This window comes from Streptococcus sanguinis (assembly GCF_019929225.1).
GTDB lineage: Bacteria > Bacillota > Bacilli > Lactobacillales > Streptococcaceae > Streptococcus > Streptococcus sanguinis_J.
Genome location: NZ_JAHZPA010000001.1, coordinates 672,549 through 697,714 on the forward strand (window position 1 = coordinate 672,549; position 25,166 = coordinate 697,714).

Genomic DNA, 25,166 nt, shown 5'->3' on the forward strand with positions numbered 1-25,166 from the left:
TATTTGTATACCTAAGACTCATTTCAAAATCTCAGGATACAGTCTTCTCAGAAACCATGAACCTCCTTTCTTCATTTTCTTTGCCTACAAATAGTAAGCGCTTACTTTTTAGAAGAAACTTATACCAAATAATTAAAATCCAGTTGCCCATCCTTCAAACTGGCATGAACTGCCATTTCAGTTGTTTCCTTATTTTCGATCAAATAACGAGCCAAAGGCGTTTCTAGATAGCGCATAATGCTTCTTTGAATAGGACGAGCACCAAACTCCGGCTGGTAGCCCTGCTGGGCTAAAAAAGCATAGACTTCTTCTCTCAGATGAAGCTGAATCTTCTGTTGTTTCAGCCTTTCTTGGAGCTGCGTAACCATAATTTTTACGATATTGACCATATCTTCTGCCCTTAGAGGGTTGAAAATAACCGTCTCGTCAATCCGATTTAAAAACTCTGGTCTAAAGCTATGTTGCAGCAAGGATAGAACTTCATCCTGCGTTTCAGAAGTCAGTCCCTGTTCACTTTTGAGACTTTCCAAAATCTGCTGGGAGCCAATATTGCTTGTCATAATCAAAATAGTATTTTTAAAGTCAATAGTACGGCCTTTAGAGTCTGTCAATCGTCCTTCGTCCAAGACTTGCAGCAGAGAGTTGAATACATCTGGATGGGCTTTTTCAATCTCATCCAGCAAAACAATCGAATAAAGCCTCCTACGGACAGCTTCTGTCAGCTGTCCTCCCTCTTCAAATCCGACGTAACCTGGTGGCGGACCAACTAAACGAGCTACGGCATGTTTTTCCATGTACTCAGACATATCCAGCCGGACCATTTCCAGCTCATTACCAAACAGCCGCTCAGCAAGGGATTTTGCCAGAGCAGTCTTCCCGACTCCAGTCGGCCCCAGAAAGAGGAATGAACCAATAGGACGCTTTGGATTTTGAATTCCAGCCCTCGAGCGTAAAATCGCCTCCGAAACCTTTTGAACAGCTTGGTCTTGCCCTACAATTCTCTGGCGCAGGAGCTTGTCTAGATTTAGAAGGTGTTCGCGCTCATTGTCCATGATTCCCTGCACTTTGATTCCCGTTATACGCTCTACGATACTAGCTATATCTTCACGACTGACGTCTAGCTGTTCAGTTTGCGCTTGATCTAGCTGGATTTTTTTAACAGCACACGCCTCATCAATCAAGTCCAATGCCTTATCTGGCAAATAACGATCTGACAGATAACGAATTGAAAGACTGATTGCTGCCTGCAAGGCCTCGTCCGTCAGCCTAACTCCGTGAAAGTCCTGATAATTCTCCCGCAGTCCTTGCAGAATTGCCAATGCCTTATCTTGATCAGGCTCCTCAATGCGAATCCGCTGGAAACGCCCTTCCAAAGCTTGATCCAGCTCGAAACTTTCTCGATAAGCAGCAAAAGTCGTTGTGCCAATGATATTAATCTGCCCCTGAGCCAAGAGTGGCTTTAAAAGATTGCCTGCATCAAGAGCCCCCTCTGTCCGACCTGCCGTCACGATTTGGTGGATATCCTCAATATAAAGAATAATCTTTCCCTTAGCAGCCAGCACCTCATCCAAAACAGCCTTGAAGCGCTCCTCAAACTCTCCTCTATATTTAGTCCCGGCAATCAGTCCACCCAGATTTAACTTAAAAACTTCCTTGCCCAATAAATGTTCTGGAACGTCATCTGCAAGTAATCTTCCAACAAACCCCTCTATCACTTTGGATTTTCCAACACCTGGAAAACCTAGGAGAATGGCATTGCTTTTCTCTTTCCTACACAGCACACGGATAATATCGTTTATTTCGTCTTTTCGACCAATTACCTGTCTATCGGTCTTGTCAGTCAGCCACTGATTAAAGTTAGTCGCATATTTGCTCAGGGCTTGATAGCGACTCTCCTGACTGGAAGAGACAGCTCGTTTGCCTTGGCGAACCTTATTCAACTTTTTCGCAACTAGCTCCTTATCAATTCCTGCCTGCTTCAAAAAGACAGTTATCGGATTTCTCTGCTGATGAAATAGACTGAGAATCAGGTGCTCTACTGTTACCACCTCGTCCCTCAGTTCCGCCCTTTCAGCCTCTGCATCATCCAAAAGATTCTTGAGGCGTTGACTATACTGACGTCCGTAGCGGCTCGTGTCCGTATGTGAAAATACAGGAATCTTGGCTAGTTCCTGATTGATGACGCTGATAAATTCATTAATATCAAGGTCCAAACCGGTATAGAATTCCAAGGCAAAAGCCTGGGGCTGAGTCAGAACTGTCCAGACATGCGGAATGTCCACTTGATAATTGTGTTTTTGAATAGCTAATTCCTTTGTAGCATTTAATACTTCTTGCAAAAGATTGGTATAGTGTTCGGTCATATAGTTTCCTCGCTTTTCTACTGAAAACCAAAGTCAACTGCAAACAATATTTTAAAAATTAACCTATTTTAACAAAAACTTAACTTGATAATCTTATGTTTATTATATCATTTTCACAATCAATATACTAGAAAAAATGTAAGCGTTTTTCATGTTTTAATATAATTTTAACAAAAGATTGTGAAAAAAAGAGCACTGACTTATCCTAAAGGGACAAACCAACACTCTTTAATTTGTAATATTTTTAGCCAAGCGATTAAGCCGCCACTGAAAGAGAATGCCGCTCATCACCAAGCTGGCAATGAGACCAATCCAATATCCATAAGGGCCTAAACTAGTATTGTGATCTAAGAAGAGCCCCAGAGGCAGCGAAACTCCCCAATAAGCAATCAAACCCAAGTAAAACGGTACCTGAGTATCCTTGTAGCCCCGAAGAATGCCCTGCAAAGGAGCCGCAAAAGTATCTGCCAACTGGAAAAAGAGGCTGTAGGTCAGAAAAACAGATGTCATACGGATAAACTCGGTATCCGAACCATAGAGAGCAGCCACTCGGTCGCGTAAGATATAGAGAAAGAGAAAGGTAAATCCAGCAATTCCCAAGGCCGTCAGCCGCCCAAGTTTACAGAATTTCTTAACATCGTCAGGTCGATTGGCTCCAATTTCATAAGAAACGATAATAGACATTGAGGTTGAAATACTCATAGGAAAGGCATACATTAAGTTTGAAAAATTCATGGCCGCCTGATGGCTGGCAATGATTAGTGACGAAAACTTAGCCATGACCAAGCCAACAACCGAGAAAATCACAACTTCTGCAAAAAACGTTCCGCCAATAGGCAGTCCAAGTCGAATGCCTTCGATTAAGCCTTTTTTGTCTAGCGGTCGAATCTTCCATAGCTCATAGGCTCGAACTTTTGGATGTTTGGCTGCTACTAACAAGGATATGAGGAGCAAAACCCAATATGCCAAAGAAGTCCCAAGTCCAGCTCCAGCTCCGCCCATTTCTGGAAAACCAAATGCTCCGTAGATTAGGGCATAATTAAAAGTGCCATTCAAAGGTAAAAGTAAGAGCATGAGATACATGGAAAGCTTGGTCAACCCTAGAGCATCAAACAGAGAACGTATGGTGCTAAAGAGCAAAAGAGGAATAATACCGATCGCCAGATACCAAAGATAGTTCTTTGCCACTTCTTCTACCAAAGGCTCTAGGCCAAGGTGAGACAAAACTAAAGGAGCGCCCACAAATACCAAGGCAAATAAAATTAGCGATAGCCCCAAAGAAAGATAAATAAACTGATAAAAATCAGAAGCAATCTTTTCTTTTTTCCCCTGTCCTAAATGATGCCCGATTATAGGTACCAAGGCAGACACAATCCCTATCAGCAGGTCGAAAAATGGAATCCAAAGACTAGTTGCCATGGAAACACCAGCCAGATGCAGGGTGTCATACTGACCAGTCATGGTCGTATCAACAAATGAAGCTGAAAAATTGGCCAGTTGGTAGATCAAAATTGGCAAAAAAATAGAAATAAAGAGCCGCATCCGCTGCTGTAAATTATGAGTTTGGTGCATAGAAATCCCTCAAAAACTTTTCCTACCCAAGTAAAATCAATGAGCTTAGATTTTTGGAATATCAACTATCTTTACTATACTATAAGCCAGACAGATAGTCAAAAGGAAAAGGAAATCATATATCTGCCTCAGCAAATACAACTTGCCCCTTCTCAAATCCTGCGATTCGCGCCAAAGAAAGAACACGATAACCAGCAGTTTCCAAAAGTTGACGGCCACCCTGAAACGATTTTTCAATGACAATGCCAACTGCCTCAACCTGGGCTCCTGCTTGCTCAATAATGGTGATCAATCCCTTGGCTGCCTGACCATTCGCCAAAAAATCGTCAATAATCAGCACTTTATCATCAGAGTTGAGAAATTTCCCAGCAATCGAAACGGTCGAAGTCACTTGCTTGGTAAAAGAATAAACATCAGCCGTCAAAATCCCTTCTGTCATCGTGATGTTTTTGGCCTTCTTAGCGAAAATCATTGGTAGTCCTAGCGCTTCTGCTACGTATACAGCCGGAGCAATACCAGAAGCTTCAATAGTCACTACCTTGGTAATTCCTGCGTCCTTTACCACCTCCGCAAAGACCTGGCCAATCTCTTTCATCAGAGAAAAATCAACCTGATGGGTCAGAAAAGAGTCAACTTTCAGGATATTTTCACCTAACACTTGTCCATCTCTGAGAATCCGTTCTTCTAATTTTTTCATTCGTCTTCCTTCCTTTCCAAAATCCATCTTGATTCTAGCAGAAAAAGCACAGATATCCGTGCTTTCCCTTTACTCTTTTTCGTTTTTATTCTCGGTCTTTTCTTCTTCTCCAGCATGATTGATTGCTTTTTTGAATTCTGAAAACATTTTACCGATAGACTGTCCCAGTTCAGGCAGACGTTTTGGTCCGAAAATAAGCAGGGCTCCCAGAACAATAATGATTACCCCAGGTACTCCGATGTCTTTTAAAAGTCCCATTAGTTTCTCCTCGTTGATTTTCTTTGATAAATGATGCGACTAAGTAAGATGCTGACTTCATAGAGCAAAATCAGAGGCACTGTCATAGACAAGTCGCTGATAAAGTCAGCAGGTGTTAGGACAACAGCCAAAACCAGCAAAACGAAGTAAGCGTATCGTCTATATTTTACCAAAAATTTCGGATTGAGCAAACCGATAGAAGTCAAAAAGGACACCAGAACCGGCAACTCAAAAAGGCAAGCAATCGGAATAGTGGTATGAAAGACGAAACTAAGATAATTCTGCGCTGTCAGTCGTGTCTCAAAGAGGCCCTCACCCAGCGACAGCAAAACCTGCAAAATAGCTGGAGTCACAAAGTAAAAGCCGAAAGCCAGCCCCAGAACAAAACAGAGAAAGGTAGCTGGGATATAAGTGAAAACGGCCCGTGCTTCATTGGCCCGCAAAGCCGGTCGGACAAACTCCCAGACCTGATAAACCAAAAATGGCAAGGTCAGGGAAAAAGCGACAAGGCTAGCCAGACTGATATAAATCCAAAGGATATCATCCGGCCCCAGCACCAGCAGCTTCTGCTCAAAATTACTGGTCAGCCATCGATAAATATCGGCTGAAAAGAGCAAGCTAACTAGAAAAACCAGGAAGAAGCAAGCCAATACCGCTAGAAAACGCCGTCTGAACTCTGTCAAATGCTCAATAATAGTCTGCTCTTTTTTATCCATGCTTCTGCTCGCTTTTCTGATTTTTAAAGCTAACATAAACGACTAGCAGGATAAAGAACGCCTGACTGATGACCACTTCTAGGCTTGGATAAATCCCCATCCAGTCTACTGTCACAAAGCCATTGATTAAGTGAGTCGGTAGGATATTGGTCAGCTGAAGGGCATGGATGCTGACGCCCAGCATTTTAAAGGCCAAGGCATATATGAGCCAAGTCAGCCAGAAGAAAATGCTGTGTGGCTTGAGAAGACCAGACGCCTTGCTCATGATAAAGGCCAGCAAGACCAAGACCAGAACAGCCAAGCCGATTCCCAAAAGGAAATCAGTCATAGTGATGCGCGGCAGAATTCCCGCATAAAAAAGGATGGTTTCAGCCCCTTCACGGAAAACTGCCAGAAAGCTAAGAGCAAACATGGAAAGAAAACTGCCTGTGGCTGTTACAGCCTTCATTTGGCTTTCCATAAAGTCATTCCATTTCTCAATAGATGCCTTGCTGTGTAGCCAGATACCAACTAATATCATCATGGCGACAGCGAAAATTCCCACTGCACCTTCAATAATTTCACGATTGGATCCGGAAGCAACTGCTGGGAAAAGAAACTGCAACAAAGCCGCAATCACAGCGCTGGCTAGAACTCCACTTGCTGCGCCGGCATAAACCCATTTGAGTCCTTTTTTCATCTTAGAGGCTTTCAGAGTCGTTATCAAAGCCATGACGATTAAGAGCGCTTCTACACCCTCACGTAGCAAAATCAGCATAGCATCAAAGAAATGATAGGAAGCTGTCGTGTCAATCTGGGACAGCTCACTAATCAAGGATTCTAGCTGCTTTTGATACTTCTCTTCGCCACCCTTGACCATAATAACAGGTGTCTGACTCTCAACCTTGGTATAAAGCGAAGGATTATTGACGCTGACATCTCCTTCTATCGTTGGCCAAATAGTGATGAACTCTTTCATCTTGGCAGCGGCTTTTTTATCATCTCCGCTTTGAAAGAGACTCAAGGCTTCCTCTAGGAGCTTAATCCCATCTTTCAGCGTCAGATTGCCGGCAGCTTCTTGGACTTTCTCTCCTTTGACAAAATTATCAATGGCGGTTTTCAAATCATCAAAAGAAGACTGAATCGTATCAAAGTCAGTAGGCTCCGTCTCAATGGCACTGCGCAGGAATGAAATAGCTGTTTCTACCTTGCCGTAATGGGCTGTGCTGTTGTCTCGCACTACGCTTTCATTGCTAGTCCAGGTGCTATTCATCTTCTTGTATGCTTCTCTTGTCGCTTCTAAATCCTTAGCACTAATGGCTTTTTGTAGATTTTCAAATTTTGGCTCTAACTTACTGAGAAGCTTCTTTTTCTCAGCCTCTAAGTCGACTGGATTCTGCTCTTTTTCAAATTTCAAGAGGGCAGAAGAGATTTGTGTCAGCTTCTCCTCCGTCACCTGACCTGATAAGTCTAGTGCCTTACTTACCTCTTGTCCCGCTGCTGAGTCATGATTAGTCACCTTTTCAAAGTCAGTCTTGATCTCTCCGACTAGCTGCTTGGCTTTTTCCTGGTCCTTCTGCTTGACTGCAGTGCTGGCATCAGTGATTTTGACGAATAAACTGCTGTAGCTATCATCCGCTAAAACCGGCTTAGCTAAAAAGACAAGCAAAAGCCCCAAAATCACCAGGCTTTTATTCAAATAATTTTTGACCAAGGTATTCTCCTTTTTTCACTCCACCAAAGCAGGCAAACAAGCCACTGCCAATATGTGTGACATATTCATTCATCTTATCTTGAGCGCCTAGATTAGTCAGAACTTTGACAAAGCTATCTGGATCTTTCTGGAAGGAAAGAAAGAGCAGTCCTGTATCGAACTGACCAGTAGTTTCATCAATCCCATCCGAGTACGAATAAGACCGGCGGTATATGGGTTTATCAACCTCCTTGGCCAGACGGACATGTGAATCCTCTGGCAGCAGGTCCAAGTCAACCTCATCAAACTCGTCTTTCTTGCCAAAAGGCGCTCCGCTCTCTTTATAGCGACCGAAAGTGTTTTCCTGCTCCTGCAGATTGGTTCGGTCCCAGGTCTCAAGGAACATCTGGATCCGGCGGACAGCCATGTAAGAGCCGCCCTGCATCCAGTCCTTGCTGTCGCACCAAATGACCTTGTCAAAGTCTTTTTCCTTGGTCACATTGGCCGTGCCGTCCTTAAATCCAAAGAGATTACGAGGCGTTGATATCCGGTCTCCGATAGCAGCAAAGCCTGACTGACTCCACTTCATAGTGATGGCATTTCTCCCCTTACGGACCAGATTGCGAACTGCATGAAAGGCCACCTGCTCATCATCCGCGCAGGCCTGAATGACAATATCGCCACCCGTATATTTTTCTTTAAGCTGCTCCTTTGGAAAAGGCGGCAAATCACGAAAAGCTTTCGGTCGTTTGTCTGACAAGCCCATTTTTTTCAGAAAAGAGGCTGAGACCCCAAAGGTCAAAGTCAATCGATAAGGGTTGAGACCAACAGTTTCTCCAGTATCCGTTGGCGGCAAAAGAGCATTGGAATTATCTTTTTTGACCAATTCTCCATTTACCAACTTCTCGCTATAGGCTGTCCAGTCCTTAAAGAGCTGGATAATGGCTTCCCTATCTGTCGTATGCAAATCCAACACAACAAAGTAGATATTCTTCTGCATTGGAGTTGTGATCCCCGCCTGATGCTCCCCGTAAAAGCTGATTTCTTCCTCACCGTCAGCGAATTTCTTATCTTCCTTGGCCTGATTAGCGAAAAAAGCAGATGCACCAGAGACACCCAGTGCAAGACCAGCGCCTCCAATCCCTGCTTTTTTAAGAAATTCACGACGATCCATCTTTTTATTAAACCATTTTTCGTCGTTTGTCATATGATTACTCCCCGTTTAGAATGACTCCCATTTGTGAAAGAGGCTCACCCAGTTTGGTCACAGCTTCCGCCAACTCTTTGGTGTCTTCTTTTGTCAATTCTGTATAGAGTTTGTAGTTTTCAGAGTCAGTCATGTGCTTGTCTAAGAGACCGTTGACGTTTTTAAACTCAAGTTCCAAGGTCTTGACGAGTTTCTCGTCCTTATCCTTAATCAATGGCTTAAAGAGCTCAAAAATCTTTTCTGCTCCTTCAATATTCGCTCGGAAATCATAGAGATCTGTATGAGAGAATACTTCTTCCTCACCTGTAATCTTGCTGGTCGCTACTTCATTGAGCAAGTCAACAGCACCTGTTAGCATCATATCTGGCGTCACTTCAACTGTTGCGATTTTAGCTTTTAGCTCCTTGATATCGTTGACCAGCTGATTGGCATAGCTTTCAGTTCCCTTGGTTGTGTTTTGCTCCCACATGATTTTTTCAATACGGTGGAAACCAGACCAACCTTCTTCGGTCTTGTTTTCGTCCACATAGTCGACCAAGCGGAAGTCGATTTTAACGTCTGATTCACCAAAGCTCTCAGCAATCGGCTCCGAGCGCTCGTAGGCCATACGGATAAGCGGATACTGCTTTTTAGCCTCATCAAGCTTGCCTTCTTTAAGGGTATCACGAAACTTCTCCGTATCTGTCAGGAGCTGATCGATTTGTCCTTGAACAAACGTTTTGTAATCCGCTGTCGCCTTGTCCAATTCTTTCTGATTGACAGCCGTTTGGCTGCTGGATGCTTGACTGCTTGAGCCAGTCTTGTTTGAAGAATTGTTGGCTGCACAGCCAGTCAGTAAAATTGCCGTTGAAAATAGGACGATGCCAAGTTTTTTCATGGTGACTCCTTTGCTTTCTCTCCTAGATAGAGATTATTCCTGTAAATTATACCAGTTTTTCTCTCATATTTCAAGAAATTGTCTGACAATTTAATCAAAAACTATATATTAAGACCATTAAAGCAGCTCTTCTTTGATTTTTCCGATTTCCGTCTTTTTCAGCACCAAGTAAATCGTATCTCCTAGATAGAGGCGCGTGCTACCATTGACCGTTTGAGTCTTTCCCTTGTGGACATTCATGGTAATCAAGACCCCATCAGGCAAGTTTAGCTCATGCACCTGCCGACCAGCAATCTTTTCAGAAACAGGGATTTCAATTAAAGTAGTATCTCCTTGGTCCTCGATACTATCTGGCAACATTTTTTCCAGCATGGCTTCATAGACTGGCGCTCCTTTTAGCAGATCCATGATAATGTAAGCAGTCAGAGTGACCAGTCCCAACGGCATGAGATTACGGATGTCGCCGACCATCTCTGTGACCAGAATCATAGCTGTCAGTGGAGCCTTGGAAATAGCTCCAAAGTAGCCACTCATGCCCAGAATAATGAAAATCGGAAATTGCTCCTGAGAAATCAAACCCAGCTGCAGACAGACTGCCCCCATTACTCCGCCCAGAAGTGAACCCAGAGCAAGGATAGGCAGAAAAATACCACCTGGCAGCCCGCTTCCGTAACTCAGCATGCTCCAGATAAAACGCAGAACAAAAAATAAGAGCAAGGTTCCCACAGTATAATGACTAGCGGTCAAGGATAAAATCAACTGATTGCCCCCACCCAGCAAGTGAGGCAGGAAATAACCAATCGGAAGAATTAAAGCAAAGGCTAAAATAGGATAATAAGCTTCTGAAATCCTAAATATTCGTCCTAAAAACTGATAAACTAGCTGAATGTTCAAAATGACTTTCTCATAAATATAGCCTGACAAGCCCAGCAGCAAACCCATGACCAGATAGATCCAATACTGCTCCAGCCTCATGACCGGGATATTATCTGGCATGTCCAGCACTGGCGTCAGTCCAAACATGGAGAGTGAGACAAAGTTAGCAACTAGACTGGCTGCCAGCGTAGAAACCCAGAAAAAGCGTGAAAAATGACGATAAACTTCTTCTACTACGAATAGCAAACCTGCGATTGGTGCATTAAAAGCTGCTGCTAAGCCTGCTGCTGCACCGCTGGCAATGAGCGCTCTCTCCTCAGCGGCACTCAAATTCAGAAATTTAGAGACGCCTTTGCCGCTCATAGCGCCTAGCTGAATACTTGGCCCTTCTCGACCCAACATCAGACCGCTAGCAATGGCTAAAATCCCCAACACAAACTTCTTCCAGAGAACACTCCACCAAGAAAGCGACATCAGGCCTTTCAGCTCTGCTTCAACCTGCGGAATCCCTGACCCCTTGATATTTTTCTCCGACTTTACCCAGCGAGCGTTGAGAAAGACGATGAAAACATAAAGGAACACCAAGGCCAGTAACCAAAGCAAAGACTGCTGACTCTTTTGGTAGACATCCTGCACTAAATGAAAGATTTTTTCAATCAGAAAGCGGAAAATCCCGACTACCAGTCCAGCAAAAATCCCAACTAAAACACCTCGCAAAACCTGGGAAATAATCGAATGAGTTGCGAAATTAAATTCTCTCTTGATGTCGTCCTCACGTGAGCTAGACTCTTTTGTCATTCCCAATCTCCTCTAAATTGTTACTTTACCAATATTCTAGCACAAAGCAGGCCTGATAAACAGATGAAATATAAATTTATTCTTTCACTTTTCTTTTTTAAGGCTCTATACAAAAAAGTCTAGGAATTGTCCCAGACTTAATTACTTTCTTATTTTGCTTTCAAAGCTGCTTGAGTAATGTAGTTGTATGGTTTGTTGAAGTGTGGCAGGAAGAAAAGATCCAGCAAGGCCAATCTATCAATTGTAACCTTTTCCTGAATGGCCAATGAGAACATGTGAATACCCATAGACATATCTTCTCTAGAAACCATCTGAGCTCCAAGAACTACACGTGTGTCCTTATCATAGACAATCTTAATTGTTACATCATGATGCTCAACTTTTTCAAGGAAGGTTGGTTTTTGAGTATCTTTAAACTCAACCACAGCTGGGCTATAACCAAAGCGTTTTGCTTTCTCTTCAGTTAGACCAGTTGAAACCATCTTCAAACCAAAGATTTCGATACCGTTAGAACCTTGAACACCGTTAGACTCCAATTCATGACCGCAAGCATTATGAGCTGCTACGATACCAGAGCGCAGGGCGTTAGAAGCCAAGGCGATGTAGTTTGTATCGTTGATAGAGTTATCGTAGACAGTTGCACAGTCACCGATTGCATAAACATCTTTGATGCTAGTTTCTTGCTTCTTATCCACCAAGAAAGCACCATTGCGGAATGTTTCCAACTTGCCAGCACCAAGACCAGTGTTTGGACGGAAGCCAACTGCCAAGACGACCATATCTACATCATAGCTAGCTTTATCCGTTACAATGCGTTCTACCTTGTTTTCACCTTCAATAGCTTGAACAGTTTGGCCAAAGGCTAATTGAACACCATTGTCTTCAAGATTTTGACGCATCATTTCAGACAAGTCGTGGTCATAGTAACCCGCCAAGCAAGTATCCACAACGTCAATCAGAATCACTTCTTTACCAAGGCGTTTGAAGGCTTCTGCCAACTCAACCCCAATGTAGCCTGCTCCTACTACTGCCACACGTTCGATATGTTTGCTCTTGTCTTGCAATTTCTCGATAACATCAGCAGCATTTTGATACAATTTAACAAACTGCAGATTTTCCAAGGTTGACTTAAATTCCCGACTGTTAGGATCCATTTCAGCACCTTTAATCGGAGGCAGAATTGGCTGAGAACCTGTTGCCAAAATCAATTTGTCATATGACTCTACATGCTCTTTGCCATCAACAATAGCTGTAACTTTTTTCGCATCATAATCAATTGACTCAACTGGTGAATTCATATAAACTTTTGCGCCTTTTGCTTCAAAAGTTTCTTTATCTGCATAAAAAAGTCCATCTGGCTTGCTGATTTGCTGTCCAATCCAAAGGGCCATTCCGCATGCTAAGAATGAAATGTTTGAGTTTTGGTCAAAAATAACTACTTCGTTTTCTGCACCATAATTGTCCAACATTGTATTAATACACGCTGTACCTGCGTGGTTTGCACCAACTACAACGATTTTACTCATAAGAATAGTCCTACCTTAATTTATAATTTACTAGACCAGTATATCATCTCCTGTGAGCGTTTACAAGAAATTTGCTCGAGATTTTCAAAAATTCTTATACAGCCTAAAAAGCTATACCACCGCTGTCTCATCGCTTCGAAAATACAGCTTTATGCGAAAGTTAATTTTCTGAAAATATAACAATTTTAAGATTGTGAAACCGGTATCTTTTTGATATAATAAGGTTAGAGAGGTTAATTTTAGAAAGGTTGTGATAATGTGGACTTTGCTTCTCGCTCACTCCATTTGATGGGGAGTACGATTTGCATATCTCTCTGTCATGAGCGAGCGGAAATACTCTTAGATGAGGCGGTTCAACTGCTTCATCTCTATAAAAATCGCTTCAGTGCCAATGATGAAGACTCTGAACTTATGACTATCAATCATCTGGCAGGAATTGAAAGCGTCTCAGTTCACCCAGAACTTTTTGAGCTGATTGAGCTGGGGAAATATCACAGCCTAGCAGAAGGCAGCCACTTAAATATCACGATTGGCCCTCTCGTCCAGACCTGGCGGATAGGATTTTCAGATGCTCGTCTTCCAAGCACAGAAGAGATTCAGCAAGCTCTAAGTCTGACCGACCCAAACTTGCTTGAGTTGAATCCAGAAAATTGTAGTGTATTTTTGACTAAGAAAGGCATGAAGCTGGATTTAGGCGCCTTGGCTAAAGGCTATATCGCTGATAAGATTAAGGACTATTTGCTGAGTCAGGGAGTGACTTCTGCTCTTATCAATCTTGGTGGCAATGTCCTGACAATTGGGCAAAATGCAGTCAGCCAGCGTGCCTGGCGAATTGGTATCCAAAATCCCAAGCAGCCTCGCGGCAATCACTCAGCTATACTAGCGGTCACCAATCAGTCAGTGGTCACATCAGGAATCTACGAGCGAACCCTTACAGTTGAAGGGCAGAACTACCATCACATTCTGGATCGCAAAACAGGTTATCCTATCGAAAATCAATTGGCTAGTCTGACCATTGTTTCAGACAAGTCGGTAGATGGCGAAATTTGGACAACTCGCCTATTTGGTGAAAGTCCGACATCAATTCTGTCCCAGATTGAACAGCAGACAGGGATCGAAGCATTGATTATCACCCAAGACGATCAGATCTTCTGTAGCTCAGGACTTTTAGAGCAGATAATTCCTGCTTCTTAATTATTTGCTACCTCACTATGCGGTAACTCTGTTGCTCTAGCTTTTATAACTAATGCCCATTTTAAAACGCCCTCTCTTTCTTCTGGTTTTTACCTGCCTCAAGAAAAATAAATGTACACATGAGGGCTCTGTATCTTAATTTCAGAAAGGAAATTTTATGTTAAAACTTATTGCAATTGTTGGAACAAATTCTAAACGTTCTACAAACCGGCAACTTCTTCAATATATGTCTAAGCACTTTGCTGACAAGGCTGAAATTGAGCTGGTAGAGATTAAAGATATCCCAATGTTTAATAAACCTGCTGACAGAAACGTCCCTGAGTTGGTATCAGAAATCGCAGAAAAAATCGATGCAGCAGACGGAGTACTCATTGGAACACCTGAGTACGACCACTCTATTCCAGCTGTGCTCATGAATGCTCTGGCTTGGCTTTCTTATGGTATCTATCCACTGCTGAACAAGCCAGTCATGATCACTGGTGCTTCTTATGGTACACTTGGCTCCTCTCGTGCCCAATTGCAGCTCCGTCAAATTTTGAACGCTCCAGAAATCAAGGCAACTGTTCTTCCAGATGAGTTCTTGCTTTCGCATTCCCTTCAAGCTTTTGACCAAAGCGGAGACTTGGTAGATCTTGATGTTGTCAAAAAATTGGATGCCATCTTTGATGACTTCCGTATCTTTGTCAAAATCACTGAAAAATTGCGCAACGCACAAGAATTACTTCGCAAAGATGCTGAAGAATTTAACTGGGAAAAATTGTAAGATAGGAGACCGAAAGAATGAAATTTGTTGGAATTGTAGGATCAAACTACGAACAGTCATACAACCGAAAATTATTGGAATTCATCCGCCGTCAGTTCAAAATTAAATTTGAATTGGAAGTCTTAGAAATCGATGAAGTCCCAATGTTTAACCAGGATGAAAAATGGGATGAAAGCTTCCAGTTGCGTTATTTGTATAACAAAATCACACGTGCAGACGGTGTCATCATCGCAACTCCTGAGCACAATCATACTATCAGCGCTCCTTTGAAGAGCGTCTTAGAATGGCTCTCTTACGAGGTTCATCCTTTCGAAAACAAGCCTGTCATGATTGTTGGTGCATCATACTACGACCAAGGAACATCTCGCGCTCAAGTTCACCTGCGTAAAATCCTAGACGCACCTGGTGTCAATGCTTACACTCTTCCAGGCAATGAGTTCTTGCTGGGCAAAGCTAAGGAAGCTTTTGACAATGATGGTAATATCACCAACGAAGGAACTGTGAATTTCCTTGAAACATGCTTAGATAACTTTATCAAATATGTAGAGGTCGTTTCAAAATTGAAAAAACCAAAACCAATTGAACCTGAAGACTTAGACTGCGGAAAACCAATCGCTACGACAATTACAGAAGTTGATCCAGATGATCCAGAATGGGTGGAAAAAGTCGCTGAAATCACTGGCGCTGTTTCAGGAGATACTTATGTCAAACTTGACCATGGTATCTTGACCGTTAACCAGATTGATATGTTCTTGAAAGCTATGCCATTTGAATTGACATACGCTGACGATAACAACCAATTCCTTTACTACAACAACGCCCACCAAGACCCAGACACCATGTTTGCCAAACGTGTGCCGCCTCAATCAGGTAGCCGCATGTCAACCGTTCACGGTTCTCTTCCACCAGCTCGGATGAAGAATGTAGAGTGGGTGATCGGAACACTTCGCAACGGAAATCAAGAATACGTACGTACAATCGTCCCAGGTTCACCTGCAGGCGTTATCAATACCCACAACTACCAAGCTATGTACTATCCTGACGGATCATACGCAGGTATCAATGAAATCGTCTTTAATTTCCAACCGTGGCTTGACTGGTACTTAAAAGAAACTGGTCAACGTTTGGTTGGAGGCAGCGGATCATTTGCTCCTGCCGGAGGTCATGGAGACGCAGACGCTACTTCTGGTGCTTCTGATGCTGGAGGTGATGGCGATGGAGGTCACGGAGGCGGAGGAGCCGATGCGACATCAGGTGCTAGCGCTTAATTACCTTACAAACTAAAAAAGAATGGATGATAAGTCCATTCTTTTTTGCTTTATTTCATTTCCTTGAAAGCTGCTTCTGCATCAGCATTACTGATAGCGCCAAACTGGATTTTCCCAATTTTCCCTTGACTGTCAATGAGGATTTCAGTTGGGATACTACGAATCTGATAGGCTTGGAAAATTTCTCCTGAAGTGTCAAATAGAACTGGTACATCTTTATAACCTTGTTCTTGAAACCATTTTGGGAATTCCTCGGCAGATTTCTCTCCTTGGAGACCTGGTGCTACAACTGTCAAGATCTCGAAATCACGGTCCGTTTTACCAGCTAACTCGACCAATTCTGGCATACTTTTCTTACAAGGGCCACACCAAGAAGCCCAGAATTTTAGATAAACCTTCTTGCCTTTATAGTCAGAAAGTTTGACAGTTTTTCCATCCATAGACTGCAAAGTAAAGTCGGGAGCCTCTTGACCGACAGCTGCTTGGGTGACTGTACTTGTCTGAGTGGTCTCACTAGATGAACTGCTGGTTGTGGGCATAGTCATAGGCTTCTCTTCCTGTTCCGAACAGGCTGCCAAAAAGACCACTGCTGACACAGTTGCTAATAAAGTAACGAATTTTTTCATATTTCTTTCTCCTTTTTATCCAAAAAGTCCAGACAGGGCGTTGAGCTGTCCTAGCATCAGCAGAATTCCCATCAGAATAATCAGGGCTCCGCCGATTTTCTTCATCAAACCCATATAAGGCTTGATTTTATTAAAATACTGCATAACAAAGCTAGATGCCAAAGCTAAGATTAAGAAAGGCAGGGCCATTCCCAAAGTGTAAATCAAGGTCAAAATTGCGCCCTGAAATGCACCATTCCCACCTGAAGCTGCTAAGGCTAAAACTGAGCTGAGGATTGGTCCAATGCAAGGAGTCCAACCAAAGCTAAAGGTAATCCCTAGTAAGAAAGCAGACCAAAAATGATGTTTCTGACCGTTCTTTTTGAAAGTCAAGCTCTTTTGAATCTGTAACTGGCGAATATTAATAAGCTCCATCTGGTGCAGACCTAGCAGAATAATGAGACCTCCCATCACATAACGAAAGGTCAGACTGTAAATAATAGTTCCTAAAAATCCAGCCCCAAAACCTAGCAAAAAGAAGACTGTTGAGATACCCGCAATGAAAAAGAGTGTTCTAACCATTCCCTGCCAAGCAAGCTCTCGGCCGAATACTTTCAGGGTCTTGACATCCTTGTCATCCAATAAAATGCCAATATAAACGGGCAATAAAGGAAAAATACAAGGGGAAAAGAAGGACAAAATACCCGCTAAAAAAACTGAAACAAAAAATAAAGGCGACTCCATTTACTCTCCTCTAACTCCTTACCTAGAATATTCATTCATTTATCATTATAAATGAATCTTATAGATTTTTCACAAATCCGCTACGGTAATTTTCTGGTAAACATAATGTGACTAGGAAAATAGAAAAATTCGCTTGATGAACAGCAAAACCTGTACATTTTTTCAAACAGTAAAAAGCCGGAGAAAATTCTGCCGGCTTGAATATTTTAAAACTTAATAGATTTAATCATCTGTAACTAGCGGTAAATAAAGACTAATCCGAGTGAATTTATCTGGTTCGGACTGGATTTCCATATGGTAGTCGTCTCCGAACTGCAATCTCAAGCGTTGATCGACATTTTTCAGACCGACACCGCCTAAGCGAGGGAGAGTCATGTCCGTAGAGTCGCGGAGTTCAAAGCCTCGGCCGTTATCATAGATAGACAGTATCATCCGCCCCTCTTCTGCTACCGATGTCACCCGAATCATGCCTTGTCGGTCAATTTCCTTGATGCCGTGGTAGATGGCATTTTCAACCAAAGGCTGAAGTACCAGCTTGGGCAGTTTATAATCAGCTATAGATTCATCCTCTTCAATCTCATATTGGAGCTTGTCACCATAGCGCTGCTTCTGGATAAAAAGATACTGACGAACGTGATCAATTTCATCTTTGAGAGCAATCTGTTCATGCCCTTGATTGAGCGCCAAGCGGAAATATTGAGCGAGTGATTTTGTTACCTCAACAACACGTTTGCTGTCATTAAACTCAGCCATCCAGACAATCGTATCCAAGGTATTATAAAGGAAATGGGGGTTGATTTGAGCTGAGAGAGCTCGGAGCTCATAGCGGCGGACATTTTGTTCTTCAGTCTTGACAGCTTCCATTAGTTGTTCAATTTGGTCCAGCATTTTATTGAATTGCTGAGCCAAGTCAACCAACTCTGGAGAACCCTTTGCTTCTGCCCGAAGGTTTGAGTAGCCCGAGCCAATCTTCAGAATGACAGTCTGCAGATTCTGCAGAGGCTTAATCCACAAACGCAGAACAAACCAAATACCAGTCAAGCACATCAGGAGTGCTAAAATGCCCATTCCCACAAAAGAATAAAGCATCTGTGACTGAAGCATCTGCAATTGTTCTAATGAGGCGACGCCAATTAAAGTCCAGTCGCTGTCCTCGATATCAATCTGGTAAACAAAAGCCTGTTTCTGGTCTACGTAACCATCCTTGACTGAGATATAGGGCTGCATAGCTTTCATTTCCTGACTGGAGGAATAAACACTCTTCTTAGGATGATAGACAAATTCATGCTGGCTATTGACAATAAAACTAAAGCCTCTCTTCCCTAGCTGAAGCCGATCCAGATAGGCTTTGAGACTCTTATAGCCAATATCCAGACGCAAAACACCGAGATTCTGCCCTGCTTCATCCACCACTTCCTGAGTGACAGAAACAACCCACTTCTCCTTCTCTGATGACAGAGATTCCTTGCGAGCAGGGGTCAAGACAGGCATGGCTTTGGTATGAACAGCTTCCTGATACCATTTTTCATTCATCATATCAGAAGATGTCTGCATGCTAATTTGAGAATCTGTTGAGACCACGCGCCCGTCCTTGGTAACCAATACTGCTGACACCAAATCCGGATCTGTCTCAATAATGGTTTTCATCAAAGCCTGTACTGACGTTTCGCTGCTTTCTTGATTCTGAGCAAACTTCCGAATCGTTTCTTCCTTGCTCAGTGTGGAGGTGGTTTGTTTTAATTTTTGCAAATAAGAAGCAATGAACTGCCCGCTTTGCTCCATACTATTACGCGTCGTCCGCTCTGTCAGCTGCCGAATAGTCCCCGAGCTAGTCTGATAGTAGAGGCTTCCAACAAACCCCAAGAGTAAAAGGACCAGCAGAAAAATATAGACAATCAATTGGATAAGAAGCGGATATCGTTTCATTTCTCCTCTCCTTTTTTAAACTGCCGAGGTGTCAGCCCAACCACCTGCTTGAAGCGCTGAGAAAAATAGTTCATATCTTCAAAACCTACCTGCTCTGCTATTTCATAAATCTTCAAATCTGTAGTCAGGAGTAAGAGTTTTGCTTTTTTCATCCGCTCTTGGATCAGATAATCTTGAAAGGGCAAGCCTAGTTCTTTTTTGATTAAAACGCTGAGATAAGACGGACTAAAACCCAATTGGAAAGCCAAACTTTTCAGGCTTAACTCTGAATCAGCTAGACGCGCATGAATAGCCTCTTCCAACTCAGAGCGCTGTCCCTGATCAACCAAGTTTTGAATCTGGGCTTTTTTACGCTCTTTATCAAGCTTAGTCTGCACCTTAGCCAACATTTCCTCAACATCATCCTTGGAAAATGGCTTGAGAAGATAGTCATCTGCACCTAGCTTAATGGCCGTCCGAGCATAGTCAAAATCATCATATCCCGTCAGAAAAACGATATGGCACTTAGGAGCCTGGTCTCTGACTAGCTTGGCCAGTTCGAGACCGTTCATCTGTGGCATATTGATATCAGTTAGCAGAATGTCAGCAGGATTTTCCTGAAATTTCTGCCAAGCTTCTCTTCCATTTTCAGCCTGGGCAATGACTTGCATACCAAACTGTTCATAGTCTACCAAGGACGCAATCCCCTGTCTTACCAGGTACTCATCCTCTACAATCATAATTGAATACACAAGATTCAACTCCTTATTTATACTGGATTTATTATAGCAAATTTTCAATTAAAATGCTCTTAAACATAATCCAAAAGATAACCGTAGCCCTTCTCCTCCATCTCAGCTTTTGGAATGAACTTAATTGACAGACTATTGATGCAATAGCGCAAGCCGCCCTTGTCCTTAGGGCCGTCAGTGAAAACATGGCCCAGATGGGAATTTCCAACCCGACTGCGAACTTCCGTCCGAGTCATGTTGAAACTCTTGTCTTCCTTGTAAGTCGCTACATCTGGACTGATAGGACGGGTGAAACTTGGCCAACCGCAGCCAGAGTCAAACTTATCCTTTGATGAAAAGAGAGGCTCGCCTGTCACCACATCCACATAGATACCAGCATCGAACTTATCCCAATAGCGGTTAGAAAAAGCCCGCTCTGTGTCATTCTTTTGTGTAACTGCGTATTCTTCTGGCGAGAGCTTAGACTTAATCTCTTCATCGCTAGGTTTAGGATAGCGACTAGCTTCGATAACTGGGTAAGCAGCTTGATTGACGTCGATATGGCAATATCCATTAGGATTCTTCTTCAGGTAATCCTGATGATAATCCTCTGCTTTGATAAAGTTTTTCAGAGCTTCTTTTTCAACAGCTAAAGGTTTATCATATTTCTTAGCAACCTCATCAAAGACCTGGTTAATAGTATCAAGATCAGCTTCATCCGTATAGTAGACACCTGTCCGATACTGGGTACCCTGATCATTTCCCTGCTTGTTTTTAGAAGTTGGATCAATAATGCGGAAATAGTGAAGCAGAATTTCTTTTAGCGAAATTTTCTTGGCGTTGTAAGTAATGTGAACAGTCTCAGCATGACCAGTTTGAGAGACCAATTCATACTTGGTCGTGTCGCCTTTACCATTTGCATAGCCTGATACTGCATCAAGTACACCTGGCACGCGAGAAAAGTACTCTTCTACTCCCCAGAAACAGCCGCCAGCCAGATAAATTTCCCGCTTATCCTCTTCCTTGACATCTTCTTGCTTTTGTTTGGCTACTGCTTCTGTCTTGCTCATAGAGGCTTTCTTGATTTGCTCAGGAGAAGATTGCTTACCATTTCCCGCAATCACATAGACCAGTCCAAAGCAGACAAGCAAACCAAGCATAACCAGAAAAATTTTCCATTTGCCTTCCATGTTCATTGCTCCTTTCTACTTGATTTCTTTCAATGTTTTCTCAATATCTTCCTTGCTCATGTAGCCAATATGCGTCTTGGCAAGAGAACCGTCACTGCCTACGAAAAGAGCAGATGGATAAGAGCGAATCCCGTATTCTTTCAGCAATTCACCCTTGGTATCCATGAGAACTGGGAAGTCTTTGTAATCCAAAGACTTGTACCATTCCTTGAAATCATCAGCAGACTTTTCTCCATTAAAAGTCGGAGACACCACCGACAGGACAACATAATCTTTTCCTGACTGCTCCTTAGCCAAATCATTAGTATCTCCAAGTGTGGATAGACAGATAGAGCACCAGGAAGCCCAAAACTTAAGGTAGACTTTCTTGCCTTTGAAATCAGACAACTTGTAGGTCTTGCCGTCTACTCCTTGCAGACTAAAGTCCTTGGCCATCTTGGTAGATTGCTCAGAATCAACTTTTGTTTCCATATTACTTTTATCACTTTTAGAAACTTCCGAGTTCATTTTCTGATTTGAGCAAGCTCCCAGTAAGCCTGCACAAAGCAGACTAACAGTTAAAATGGATAATTTTTTCATCGTTTTCTTTCCTCTCAAAATAAGGAGAAAGCCGACAAAACTGACGACTTCTCTTCTTTACATTTAGTTTTTATTTATCAGATGACATTTCGGATGAATCTTTCATGTCATCCTTTATGCTTGAATCGCTTGACTTCATATCATCCTTTTTCATATCATCTTTCATATCAGACTTGCTGTCGGACATCATAGAAGAGTCCTTCATATCATCCTTTTTCATTTTATCATCAGACATGCTGGAGTCTTTCATATCCTCCTTCTTCATGTCGTCTTTTTTCATATCGTCTTTCTTCATCATGCTACTGTCATCAGTCTTTTTCATATTACTGTCTGACTTTTGACTAGAACAGGCAGCTAGGACAAAGATACTAAGTGCAGCGATTGTAAGTGAAGCAATTTTTTTCATGATAAGTCTCCTTTAATTATATAATATTTATCCAAATAATGATGCTAAAGCGTTTAGATTCCCAAGCATCAGCAAAATTCCCATAAGTATAATGAGAGCACCACCAATCTTTTTGAGAACTCCCATATAAGGTTTTAGTTTAGAAAAGCGTTGTAATACCCAACCGGAAGCCAAAGCCATTGCTAAAAAAGGAAGCGATAAGCCCAAAGTATAGACTAGCATGAGCAAACCACCTTGCAAAGCACCATTACCTCCAGAAGCCGCAATTGCTAAAACAGAGCTCAGAACAGGTCCTACACAAGGTGTCCAACCAAAGCTAAAGGTAATCCCCAAGAGAAAAGCATTAAGAAAGTCACTTCTTTTACTATTCTTTTTAAGTTGAATGCTCTTTTGCTTTTGCAGTTGTTGGATATTGATAAGTCCCATCTGGTGGATTCCCAGTAGAATGACAATCCCGCCCAAAACGTAGCGAAACCAAGGGGCATAGAGGACTTGCCCAAGTGCACCAGCTCCGTAGCCTAAAACCAAAAATACAGTTGATAAGCCAGCTATAAAGCAGAGCGTCTTAACTAGACCATACAAGGAAATATCTTTTCCCATAAACCGAACTGTTTTCGGCTGATCCGAATCCAGCAAAATTCCTACATAGACTGGCATAAGCGGTAAAATACAGGGCGAGAAAAAAGATAGAATTCCCGCAAGAAAAACAGAAATAAAGAACAAAAAACTTGTTGCCATTTCAAAAACCTCTCTATCAATTTCTGACTCTAGTATAAAATAAAAATCCCCCTAAAAATAGAGAGAAAGATTTGAAAAAACTTGAATTTGATGTTATATTGCTTGAGATTTCTGGATTTAGCAAAAACATCCACCACATTGTGGCGGATGTCATCTATTAGCTTTCCATCTCAAAACGCTCACTCTTCTGCTTGTTTGGTAAAAAGAGAGAAAGTAGGATTCCAACTAGAGCCGGCACTAACCAAGGCAAAGAAGCCTGAGCAAAAGGAAGGGCATTTACCATATCACTTACCTTTGTAATATGGAACTGCTGCCCAAGAATACCCGCAAAGGAAATCAGAGTCACCGCTGCTACCGTCAATTGCATACCAACTTTGGACAGTGGCAAGAATTTATTGACAATGACAATCAGCACGATAACAATGGTAATTGGATAGAGAATTTGCAAGACTGGAACAGAATATTGAATAATGGCATTGAGGCCAAGATTAGCAATCGCAAACCCAATCAAAGTAAAGACAGTTGCGTAAACTTTATAAGATAGCTTAGGGAAAGTTTTATGGAAGAATTCCCCAGTCGATACAATAAGTCCTGCTGTTGTCGTAAAGCAAGTCACAGTAACCATAGCTGCAAGGAAAATCTGTGCTGTAGGTCCAAAGATAGCCTGTGTCGCCTGCGATAGGACATAAACACCTGGATTGCCTTTGGCAATAATCTCAGCTGGAACTGGAAAATGATTGCCCAGAAAAGCCAAACCAATATACATGGCGCTAAAGCCCAAGGCTACCATCAAACCAACAACCCAGATGGTTGAAACATATTCCTTTTTATTCTTGAAACCTAGCTGGTTAAGAGTTGTTACTGCGATTACGCTGAAGGCCACGGAAGCCAAGGCATCCAAAGTATTATAACCTTCCAAGAACCCTTGCCCAAAAGCTGACGCAGAATAAGCTTGCGAAGCCTGCTGAGGTGTCGTTGTTCCGTATTTCAAAGCTCCTAGAATAACTAAGATAATAATCAAAACTGCAAAGACAGGCGTCAGAATCCGTCCAATCCGATCCAAAATCTTAGATGGATTCAAAGAAATCAGATAAGCCGCCGCAAAGTAAAGGGTTGTGAAAACAATCAATCCGATACCCGTCATATTTTTAGACAGCATAGGAGCGATACCAACTTCATAAGCTACTGTCGCTGTCCGCGGGATAGCAAAGAAGGGCCCGATTGACAGATACAAGGCTACAAGATAGACAATAGCAAACCAAGGCGCAAGCTTCTGAGAAATCTCGTGGATATAGCCCTTAGGATTGAGTGTTCCAATAATCAAAGTCAAAACTGCAAGTCCAACCCCAGACAGGACAAATCCTGCAATAGCCGGCCAAAAATGCTGGCCAGATAATGTTCCAAGTGAAGGCGGGAAAATCAAATTCCCAGCACCGAAAAATATTCCAAATAAGAGCAAGCCTGTTAAGCCACCTTTTTTAATCACGGGAATCTCCTTTAATTTTTTTCATGCTTTATCAGTATATACGGAAATAGCCCGATACGCAAGACTTTTGAATTTTTCAGAATATTAATTCAAATCAAAAGGCTATATCTGATTTAAATCGAATTATCTATCCAGAATTTTGGGCAAAATCCTCATTTATCCACAGATTTAAGGCTCATTTTAAAGTAATATAAATAAATTTGTTTTAAATCGTATATTTTAGCAACCTCTCTCTATCTTTTTTGATGGTTTACTTACTTTAAGCAGACATTGTCTATTATTGCTTAATGCGTGAGAAATACAATATTGTACTTCCTGATCCAAAACAAAATAAAAGAGATTTTTCATAGTAAAAAGGTTGAGACATCTTATCTCAACCTTTTAAAAATGGCTATAAATCATTTAGCACTCTTTATACATCGCTAAATCTTCTGTACTTAATTTCGAATTCAAAGAAGTTCTTCTCTTGCAGCATATGGAAAATATCTCGATAAGCCTCCTCATCAAAATGATGTCCCAAATACAAGATTTCAAAGCTTAATCCTTCATATTCCAGAAAGGCATTGGTCGTTCGAAAGCCGTTACGCTTATAGAAGTCCATACGTGCTTGACGTTGCTCTAGATTGTCACATTCTTCATCGACACGTTCTACCTCTAGAACCATGGTTTTTTGATAAAACTCTGTCAGTTTATGAATAATCTCTCCCCCATAGCCATGGCTGCGAAGGTGCGGCATAATCGCAAAGAAGCTGACATAGAACATTTTTTCGTTATAAACTGCAAATGCAAAACCAACAAATTCTTCCTCATTGTAGAAGGCAAAGAAATGAGACCGCTTATCGTTTGTATAACGGAGAAATTCGCTGATAGCCACCCTTTCCTCTACAGGAAAAGCCTCGCGGTTTAAGGCCTCAACCTTATCCAAATCGGGAAATTCTGCTGTAATAATTTGACTAGTTAAAGACATTGCTACCTCACTTTGCTTATATTCTAGC

At 42.1% G+C, this 25,166-nt stretch carries 23 protein-coding genes; 3 read left to right on the forward strand and 20 right to left on the reverse strand.

Annotated elements, in window-relative coordinates; all coding sequences use genetic code 11:
• Positions 1–119: 119 nt before the first annotated feature.
• The 10 genes from K1I80_RS03425 to nox form a co-directional block, all read right to left on the reverse strand.
• Positions 120–2,363, reverse strand: a complete 2,244-nt coding sequence (locus K1I80_RS03425; protein ID WP_223312881.1) for an ATP-dependent Clp protease ATP-binding subunit — start codon at positions 2,361–2,363, stop codon at positions 120–122.
• 228 nt (positions 2,364–2,591) lie between these two features.
• On the reverse strand, positions 2,592–3,935 hold the full coding sequence (locus K1I80_RS03430) for an MATE family efflux transporter (protein ID WP_223312880.1): 1,344 nt from the start codon (positions 3,933–3,935) through the stop codon (positions 2,592–2,594).
• Positions 3,936–4,050: 115 nt separating this feature from the next.
• Positions 4,051–4,632 carry a xanthine phosphoribosyltransferase gene (locus K1I80_RS03435; protein WP_223312879.1) on the reverse strand — a complete coding sequence of 194 codons (582 nt, stop codon included), beginning with the start codon at positions 4,630–4,632 and terminating at the stop codon, positions 4,051–4,053.
• Positions 4,633–4,701: 69 nt separating this feature from the next.
• The gene (locus K1I80_RS03440; RefSeq protein ID WP_223311408.1) at positions 4,702–4,890 is read right to left on the reverse strand and encodes a twin-arginine translocase TatA/TatE family subunit; all 189 of its coding nucleotides are present in this window, start codon (positions 4,888–4,890) and stop codon (positions 4,702–4,704) included.
• Entirely contained in the window at positions 4,890–5,606 is a 717-nt protein-coding gene (tatC, locus tag K1I80_RS03445; protein WP_223311407.1) for a twin-arginine translocase subunit TatC, read from the reverse strand. The genes K1I80_RS03440 and tatC overlap by 1 nt, the downstream gene beginning before the upstream one ends.
• Positions 5,599–7,299 carry an FTR1 family iron permease gene (locus tag K1I80_RS03450; protein WP_223324217.1) on the reverse strand — a complete coding sequence of 567 codons (1,701 nt, stop codon included), beginning with the start codon at positions 7,297–7,299 and terminating at the stop codon, positions 5,599–5,601. The genes tatC and K1I80_RS03450 overlap by 8 nt, the downstream gene beginning before the upstream one ends.
• Entirely contained in the window at positions 7,277–8,485 is a 1,209-nt protein-coding gene (gene efeB / locus K1I80_RS03455) for an iron uptake transporter deferrochelatase/peroxidase subunit (RefSeq protein WP_223312877.1), read from the reverse strand. The genes K1I80_RS03450 and efeB overlap by 23 nt, the downstream gene beginning before the upstream one ends.
• A gap of 4 nt (positions 8,486–8,489) precedes the next feature.
• Positions 8,490–9,362, reverse strand: a complete 873-nt coding sequence (gene efeO, locus K1I80_RS03460; RefSeq protein ID WP_223312876.1) for an iron uptake system protein EfeO — start codon at positions 9,360–9,362, stop codon at positions 8,490–8,492.
• A 117-nt stretch (positions 9,363–9,479) separates the two neighbouring features.
• Positions 9,480–11,036, reverse strand: coding sequence for a ClC family H(+)/Cl(-) exchange transporter (locus tag K1I80_RS03465; RefSeq protein ID WP_223312875.1), 1,557 nt, complete (start codon positions 11,034–11,036; stop codon positions 9,480–9,482).
• A gap of 149 nt (positions 11,037–11,185) precedes the next feature.
• Positions 11,186–12,562 (reverse strand): H2O-forming NADH oxidase, encoded by a 1,377-nt coding sequence (nox, locus tag K1I80_RS03470; protein ID WP_011836937.1) that lies wholly within the window; start codon positions 12,560–12,562, stop codon positions 11,186–11,188.
• Positions 12,563–12,820: 258 nt separating this feature from the next.
• Here nox and K1I80_RS03475 point away from each other — a divergent pair, with 258 nt between their 5' ends.
• From K1I80_RS03475 to K1I80_RS03485, 3 genes are all read left to right on the forward strand, one after another.
• Complete coding sequence (locus tag K1I80_RS03475; RefSeq protein WP_223312874.1) at positions 12,821–13,756, forward strand: FAD:protein FMN transferase; 936 nt, start codon at positions 12,821–12,823, stop codon at positions 13,754–13,756.
• 157 nt (positions 13,757–13,913) lie between these two features.
• Complete coding sequence (locus tag K1I80_RS03480) at positions 13,914–14,519, forward strand: NADPH-dependent FMN reductase (protein WP_002900396.1); 606 nt, start codon at positions 13,914–13,916, stop codon at positions 14,517–14,519.
• 17 nt (positions 14,520–14,536) lie between these two features.
• Complete coding sequence (locus K1I80_RS03485; RefSeq protein WP_223312873.1) at positions 14,537–15,787, forward strand: NAD(P)H-dependent oxidoreductase; 1,251 nt, start codon at positions 14,537–14,539, stop codon at positions 15,785–15,787.
• Between the two features lie 50 nt (positions 15,788–15,837).
• On the opposite strand, the gene sdbB is transcribed toward K1I80_RS03485, so the two are convergent.
• From sdbB to K1I80_RS03535, 10 genes are all read right to left on the reverse strand, one after another.
• Positions 15,838–16,413, reverse strand: a complete 576-nt coding sequence (gene sdbB, locus K1I80_RS03490; protein ID WP_223312872.1) for a thiol-disulfide oxidoreductase-associated lipoprotein SdbB — start codon at positions 16,411–16,413, stop codon at positions 15,838–15,840.
• Positions 16,414–16,428: 15 nt separating this feature from the next.
• Positions 16,429–17,136, reverse strand: a complete 708-nt coding sequence (gene ccdA2, locus K1I80_RS03495) for a thiol-disulfide oxidoreductase-associated membrane protein CcdA2 (RefSeq protein ID WP_223312871.1) — start codon at positions 17,134–17,136, stop codon at positions 16,429–16,431.
• Between the two features lie 222 nt (positions 17,137–17,358).
• Entirely contained in the window at positions 17,359–19,062 is a 1,704-nt protein-coding gene (locus tag K1I80_RS03500) for a cache domain-containing sensor histidine kinase (protein ID WP_223312870.1), read from the reverse strand.
• Positions 19,059–19,793 (reverse strand): response regulator transcription factor, encoded by a 735-nt coding sequence (locus tag K1I80_RS03505; protein WP_002909786.1) that lies wholly within the window; start codon positions 19,791–19,793, stop codon positions 19,059–19,061. The genes K1I80_RS03500 and K1I80_RS03505 overlap by 4 nt, the downstream gene beginning before the upstream one ends.
• 59 nt (positions 19,794–19,852) lie before the next feature.
• Positions 19,853–20,962: a peptide-methionine (R)-S-oxide reductase MsrB gene (msrB, locus tag K1I80_RS03510; RefSeq protein WP_223312869.1), complete on the reverse strand. Its 1,110-nt coding sequence runs from the start codon at positions 20,960–20,962 to the stop codon at positions 19,853–19,855.
• Positions 20,963–20,977: 15 nt separating this feature from the next.
• Positions 20,978–21,541, reverse strand: a complete 564-nt coding sequence (locus K1I80_RS03515; protein ID WP_223312868.1) for a redoxin family protein — start codon at positions 21,539–21,541, stop codon at positions 20,978–20,980.
• Positions 21,542–21,611: 70 nt separating this feature from the next.
• Entirely contained in the window at positions 21,612–21,947 is a 336-nt protein-coding gene (locus K1I80_RS03520) for a hypothetical protein (RefSeq protein WP_223312867.1), read from the reverse strand.
• 27 nt (positions 21,948–21,974) lie between these two features.
• A complete protein-coding gene (gene ccdA2, locus K1I80_RS03525) occupies positions 21,975–22,685 on the reverse strand; it encodes a thiol-disulfide oxidoreductase-associated membrane protein CcdA2 (protein WP_061410716.1) in 711 nt (236 codons plus the stop codon).
• A 157-nt stretch (positions 22,686–22,842) separates the two neighbouring features.
• Positions 22,843–24,171, reverse strand: coding sequence for a branched-chain amino acid transport system II carrier protein (gene brnQ, locus K1I80_RS03530; protein WP_223312866.1), 1,329 nt, complete (start codon positions 24,169–24,171; stop codon positions 22,843–22,845).
• Between the two features lie 412 nt (positions 24,172–24,583).
• Positions 24,584–25,138, reverse strand: coding sequence for a GNAT family N-acetyltransferase (locus K1I80_RS03535; protein ID WP_223338995.1), 555 nt, complete (start codon positions 25,136–25,138; stop codon positions 24,584–24,586).
• Between the last annotated feature and the right edge of the window lie 28 nt (positions 25,139–25,166).